This window comes from Microvirga pakistanensis (assembly GCF_004458765.1).
GTDB lineage: Bacteria > Pseudomonadota > Alphaproteobacteria > Rhizobiales > Beijerinckiaceae > Microvirga > Microvirga pakistanensis.
The window spans coordinates 1-223 of record NZ_SPJX01000303.1; the positions used below are offsets into that span (position 1 = coordinate 1).

A 223-nucleotide genomic window follows, 5' to 3' on the forward strand; every position below is an offset into this window, starting at 1 on the left:
CCCCGGCAAGCGGGCAAGCTCCTCAAAGGCGGCGAGGAGGTATTCCGCGTCGCTGTCCGTCGGGCGCACGCGGAAGTGCTCACGCTGCCGCAGCTGCGCCAGTTCCAGCCGTTCCCCCACGCCAGAGACGATGGGGCGATCGAGCAGGCCGTTGTCCTCGAGGAAGCGCAGGAAAACGAGCGCCAGGATCCAGTGCACGGCCGCCTGATCGACCGCGGCGGAG

At 69.5% G+C, this 223-nt stretch carries 1 protein-coding gene; it reads right to left on the bottom strand.

All coding sequences use genetic code 11. The features are described from left to right. A partial coding sequence (locus E4K09_RS29190) for a hypothetical protein (RefSeq protein WP_166802367.1) occupies positions 1-223 on the bottom strand: 223 nt, incomplete at both ends.